At 64.7% G+C, this 5,739-nt stretch carries 5 protein-coding genes, 1 tRNA gene and 1 pseudogene; 5 read left to right on the forward strand and 2 right to left on the reverse strand.

Features of this window, described 5'->3' with window-relative positions:
- Window positions 1-268: 268 nt before the first annotated feature.
- On the reverse strand, window positions 269-922 hold the full coding sequence (chpT, locus tag AC0L2O_RS35900) for a histidine phosphotransferase ChpT (RefSeq protein ID WP_369726152.1): 654 nt from the start codon (window positions 920-922) through the stop codon (window positions 269-271).
- Between the two features lie 184 nt (window positions 923-1,106).
- On the opposite strand from chpT, the gene AC0L2O_RS35905 reads away from it, so the two are divergent.
- Entirely contained in the window at window positions 1,107-1,934 is an 828-nt protein-coding gene (locus AC0L2O_RS35905; RefSeq protein WP_369726153.1) for a 3'(2'),5'-bisphosphate nucleotidase CysQ family protein, read from the forward strand.
- On the opposite strand, the gene AC0L2O_RS35910 is transcribed toward AC0L2O_RS35905, so the two are convergent.
- Entirely contained in the window at window positions 1,928-2,413 is a 486-nt protein-coding gene (locus AC0L2O_RS35910) for a YHS domain-containing (seleno)protein (protein ID WP_473373087.1), read from the reverse strand. The two genes, AC0L2O_RS35905 and AC0L2O_RS35910, sit on opposite strands and share 7 nt — an antisense overlap.
- 140 nt (window positions 2,414-2,553) lie before the next feature.
- Between AC0L2O_RS35910 and AC0L2O_RS35915 the strand changes: the two genes are divergently transcribed.
- The 4 genes and pseudogenes from AC0L2O_RS35915 to AC0L2O_RS35930 form a co-directional block, all read left to right on the forward strand.
- Window positions 2,554-3,162 (forward strand): DUF1134 domain-containing protein, encoded by a 609-nt coding sequence (locus AC0L2O_RS35915; protein ID WP_369726154.1) that lies wholly within the window; start codon window positions 2,554-2,556, stop codon window positions 3,160-3,162.
- Window positions 3,163-3,282: 120 nt separating this feature from the next.
- The gene (locus AC0L2O_RS35920; RefSeq protein ID WP_473373086.1) at window positions 3,283-4,581 is read left to right on the forward strand and encodes a hypothetical protein; all 1,299 of its coding nucleotides are present in this window, start codon (window positions 3,283-3,285) and stop codon (window positions 4,579-4,581) included.
- A 155-nt stretch (window positions 4,582-4,736) separates the two neighbouring features.
- A tRNA-Val gene (locus tag AC0L2O_RS35925) sits at window positions 4,737-4,811 on the forward strand.
- A 373-nt stretch (window positions 4,812-5,184) separates the two neighbouring features.
- Window positions 5,185-5,739: pseudogene (locus AC0L2O_RS35930) on the forward strand (IS256 family transposase); the annotation flags it as partial.

The raw sequence follows: 5,739 nt of genomic DNA on the forward strand, positions 1-5,739 counted from the left end.
ACTTCACCAGCTGATTGTCCACCGTGTCCAGGCTCTCGCTGGTCTCCGTCAGAAACTCCCGCAACAGATCATCCATGAAAACAGGCCTTCATACAGGGAGGGCGCGCACGCCGCGTGATGCGCCTTTCAGAATGGGGCCAGCTTCACCGCAAAGCGTTTAATATTGGTTGAGTATGTGCAAAAGAACGGAACCAACAAAGAGATAAGGCGCTCCGGACAAGCCGAAGCGCCTTGTAAAGAATCGATTAACTCTCTGAGGACCGCGCGTCTACGAAGCGGTAATGATGATGGCTTCGCCTTCAGGCTTGAGCGTCACGGCCAGTCCGCAGGCCTGCGCCAGAAGCCGCGTGTAGTAAGGTTGGATCGCGTGTGCGTCCGCAGCCGGACCACGCTCGCCGCTCAGCAGTTCGGCAATGTTCTGCGGCAAGCGCGCATTGTGGCCTGCCGCGGTAATGCGGAAGCTCATGGTCTCGCCCTCACCGATCGGGTCAACTATCAGCGTGCCGCCGCGCGGGATTGTATGCTGGGAGACGATCAGCATGTTGAGCAGCAGCTTGACGCGATTCTTCGGCAGCAGCAGCCGCGGCAAATTCCACGTGATCGTACATTTGCCGTCCTCGATTTGACCGCGCGCCATGGTCTGCGCGTCGCCGAGGTCGATCTGCGCGCCTGAGGAGCCGGCTGCGCCGAAGGCGAGACGGCAGAACTGCAAGCGGGCCGATGCGGTCTTGGCGCTCTTGCGAATGAGATCGAGCGCGAATTCGCGGTCCTCGGGCTTGGGATCGTCGTCGAGCACCTCGAGCCCATTGACGATGGCGCCGACCGGGCTGATGAGATCATGGCAGACCCGCGAGCACAGCAGTGCGGCGAGTTCGAGCATATCGGGAGCAGAAGCGGTAGCGGGTGACGGAGCGTCAGACATAAAGGGTTCCTGGAATTGCACGGCGCGGACGCGGCGAATCACGCATGCTTGACGGATGCCGCAGGTTCTAACATTCGCCAGCCCGTGGCAGCTAGCTTGCGATAGGTTCGAAGCGGCCATAAAGCTCCGGCGAGCGATCGGGGCGAATCAACCGAGAGAGATGAGATTTGCCGATGAATGAGGCATGCAGGTGAGGATCATCGACGACGAGGCTGCATCCCGGTTGATGGCGCCACTCACGGCGCTGGTGGTGCAGGCTGGTGAGGCGATCCTCGCGGTCAACCGGGCGGCGATGCGGGTCGAGGGCAAGCAGGACGGCTCGCCGGTGACCGAGGCCGACCTCGCCGCCGACCGCATAATCGCCGAGGGCCTGGCCCGGATCGCGGGCGACGTGCCGTCGCTCTCGGAGGAGCGATGCCAGCTCGCCTCGCCGCCGTTCCGCGACAGTTTCTTCCTGATCGATCCGCTCGACGGCACCAAGGAGTTCGTCGCCGGCCGCGACGAGTTCACCGTCAATCTCGCTCTCGTCACTCAGGGCGTGCCGCTGCTCGGCATCGTCAGCGCGCCGGCGCTTGGGCTGCTCTGGCGCGGCATTGTCGGCCGTGGCGCCGAACGCGTGAGCTTTGACGGCGCGACCATCGGCCCCGCCGAACCGATCCGGACCCGCAAACTGCCCAAGCAGGGCGAGCCCTGGATCGCGGCCGTGAGCCGCTCGCACGGCGACAGCAAGAGCGAGGCGTTCATCGATCGCCGCCATCACGCCGTAAGGCGGACCGTCGGCTCGGCCGTCAAATTCGGCCGGATCGCGGAGGGCAGCGCCGACATCTATCCCCGCTTCGGGCCAACCTGCGAATGGGACGTCGGAGCCGGCTGCGCCGTCGTGACGGCAGCCGGAGGCCGGGTGACCGACGGCCAGGGTGGCGAGCTCCGATTTGGCGAGCGTCGCGACACCGGCTTCATCGTTCCGGAGTTCATCGCCTGGGGCGACCCGGAGGCGATAGAGCCCTACTGACTGAGCTTGTCCTCAAGCGCCGGCCAGCGCTTGCCGACTTCATACAGGAAGCGTTCCGGATCGGCCGCGAAGGCGTCGCGGTTATCTTCCCGGCTGAACAGATAGAGCCGCTGCGCCGCGATCACGAAGAAGCGCGGATTGCCGGCGGTGACCACGCCGCGGGCGATATCGGCGGGGTCGTAGCCGCCGAATTGCGGCCCGTAAACCTCGGGATGGGCAAGGAAAGAAGCCCGGTTGCCCTCGTTGCGGAAGCGCCAGACCGCGCCCCAGAGGTTCGCCTCGAACTCGGCCGTCCCCTGCATGGCGCCGCCATCGACGAAATAGGCCACGGGGTCGAAACCTTCGATGGCCACACCGCTGAAGCGATTGACCACGATCCGCTCGGTGGTGGCCGCCTGTGCGGGCACCCCGGCGCAGGCGATCCAAATGCCCGCCAGCAGGCAGACCAGAGGGCCGATCAAGGCAATTCCGGGGCGCAAAGGGCTATCTTCCTGCCGTTCTGCCGTCATAGTTGCTGCGGATAACATTTCGAGTCGAGGGGACATTCGGTGCAACCTAGAGCGTGCCTGTTGGCGTCAGGTTAAGGGAAGCGACCGAGTTCGATACCAGGGGTTCTTTTATGACTTTCGCATCACGTCTCGCTGCGGTCGCGCTTGCCGCGCTGATCGGCTGGATCGTGCCGGCCTCCGCCCAGACGGCGGCCCCGCCGCCCGATCTGCCGCCGCCGCAGCGGAGCCCGACGCCCAACACCTATGGGCCGGACGAACTCGTGAACGCCGGCCACCGCTTCTTCGGCAACGTCTCGCGCGGGCTCGCCTCGATCATCGAGAAGGCGGTCAGCCAATGGGGCCTGCCGAACGGCTATATCCTGGGCGAGGAAGGCTCCGGCGCCTTCGTGGCCGGCCTGCGCTACGGCGAAGGCACGCTCTACACCAAGAACGCCGGCGACCTGCGCGTCTATTGGCAGGGCCCGTCGCTCGGCTTCGACTGGGGCGGTGACGGCGCGCGCACGATGACGCTGGTCTATAATTTGCCTGCCACCAACGCGATCTACCAGCGCTTCGCCGGCATCGACGGCTCGGCCTATATCATCGGCGGCTTCGGCATGACGGCGCTGACGTCCAACAACATCGTGCTGGTGCCGATCCGCTCGGGCCTCGGCCTGCGGCTGGGAGCCAATATCGGCTATTTGAAATTCACCCCGCGCGCGACCTGGAACCCATTCTAGCTTCCGCGCTTTCCCTTCCGGCGACGGATCAAGGTTAACGACGTGTCGGGGCTGGCTTTTTGCCGGCCTCGCATGCAATGTCGTTGGTAAATTTTTCCTTAGCTCTGGGAGTTCTGGCCCATGGTCGAACCGATCATGTACCTGGCGATCGGTTTCCTGCTCTCGATGCTGTGCGGGCTTGCGATCGTGCCGCTGGTGCATAACCGTGCGGTGCGCCTGACCACGCGCCGGCTCGAGGCCGCCACCCCGCTGTCGATGGCGGAGATCCAGGCCGACAAGGACCAGCTCCGCGCCGAATTCGCCATGTCGGCGCGGCGGCTCGAGATGAGCGTCGACCAGCTCAAGAACAAGACCACCAGCCAGCTTGCCGAACTCGGCAAGAAGAGCGACGCCATCAACCGCATGAAGATCGAGCTCGGCGAGAAGAACGCCACGATCTTCGCGCTGGAGGCGCGCGAGAAGGCTGTGAAGGAGCAGCTCCGCGCCACCGAGGAGGAATTCAACACCAAGACCGCGGCCTTGCGCGAGGCCGAGATTGCGCTGAGCAACAAGCAGGGCGAGCTCGCAAAAATCAATTCCGAACTGTCCGACCGCTCGATGATGGCGGAGAGCCGTCAGGTCGAGCTGGTCGTGGTGCGCGCGCAGATCGAGGAGCTGAAGAACCGGGTCGGCGACGCCGAGAAGGAATTTGCCGCGACGCAGGCGCGGCTGGCGCAGGAGCGCACCGAATCCGAGACCGCCTCGCGCGAGCTTTCGGACGCGCGCGGCCGGGTCGAGAATCTGAGCCAGCGCGTCACCGAGCTCGATCGCCAGCTCATCGTGCAGGTCAAGGAGGCGGAGATGCTGTCTGCCCGCGTCACCGATCTCGAAGGCCGCCTCGCCACGCAGGGCAAGCTGCTCGCCGAGCGCGACTATGAGAACAACCAGCTTCGCCAGGTCAATGACGGTAACGAGCGCACCATCAAGGAGCTGCGCGTCGAGATCGCCGCGTTGAGCGGCGGCAAGTCGTCCGCCATGGTCGAAACGCTGCGCGCGGAAAAGGCCGCGCTGGAGGAGCAGCTGCGCAGCGCACGCGACGAGCGCGCGAAGCTCCAGCGCGACATCAACGCGATCCAGCAGCAGGCGGAAAGCTCGTGGGCGACCGAGCGCATGGAGAACGCGCTGCTGCGCGAACGCATCAACGACATCGCAGCCGAGGTGGCCAAGCTCGCGATCCAGCTCGAAGGCCCGAACTCGCCGATCGAGGCCCTGCTTGCGGCCGAAGCCGGCCAGCCGCCACGGCCGGCGCCCCGCCCGGCCAACGACGCTGCGACCAATGGCGCTGCGGCGCCCAGCCTGCCCGAGGGCGGCGGGACGCTGGCCGAGCGCATCCGCGCGCTCCAGGCCCACGCCTCCCGCGCCCGCCAGCAGGGCGCGTAAGGCCCGAAACGCGGTTGCCCCGCAAATTGCGTGGCAACGCTAAGGTTTTCAGGCCGCAGGGCGCCTGAAAACTTGACAGCTCTGGCCCGCACTTCTAAATCGCGGGCTCCGATGCACCGGCCGGCCCAAAGTCCGACCGCCTGCATGATGGTCCCGGGCGCATAGCTCAGCGGGAGAGCGTTCCCTTCACACGGGAGAGGTCCAAGGTTCGATCCCTTGTGCGCCCACCATTAGCCCCTTTTATCCAAGTGGTTAGTTCTCTCATTCCCTCGGCATGTGCCCCACATCGACTGGGGCACACGCTCTTTTGAAAAAGAGAAACGGATATCAGACCCTTCCCTCCACATCCCCAGCTCTGTTGTGCAAGGAATTTCACGGAGGGCACAGCAGGGGCATACAAAACAGAGCATGCCAGCTATGGCCCGCTATGGTCGCATAAGGCAGTCGTTACTATGGCTTGGATTCGTCGGCTATGGGCCAGCGCCGATACCCCTTCGCTCCGACGACTCGAGGACCACGGTCTCCGCCAAGGTCGTGGCACCACGGAGAGGTAATGGTCATCCTTCTACATCGCGGTGAGTGAAAGAGTGCATTTGCTTTTATCGCGTCAATTCTCCGCGTTCGGTCGGCACCACCTCGAAGATCCTACCGCCCTACATGCGCCGCTCGAAATCGATCGAGACGCTGCTGCCGATCCTTTACCTGAAGGGTATCTCCACCGGCGACTTCTCGGAGGCGCTGGCGGCGCTGCTCGGCAAGGATGCTGCCGGGTTGTCGGCATCCGCCATCGGTCGGCTGAAGGACGGTTGGATCGACGAACACGCCGCGTGGCAGGGGCGTGATCTGTCGGCGAAGCGCTACGTTTACATCTGGGCCGATGGCATCCATCTGGAGGCGCGGCTCGAAGACGAAAAGCAGTGCATCCTGGTGCTGATCGGTGCGACGCCGGAACGCCGTAAGGAACTGGTCGGCTTCACCAATGGTGCCCGCGAGAGCGCGTACGACTGGCGCGATCTGCTGCCTGATCTGAAGCGGCGCGGGCTCGCCGTGCCTCCGCGGCTCGTCATCGCCGATGGAGCGTTCGGCTTCTGGAAAGCTGCCGGCGAGGTCTGGCCGAAAACGCGCGAGCAGCGCTGCTGGGTGCACAAGACCGCGAAC

The organism is Bradyrhizobium sp. Kon10 (assembly GCF_055807395.1).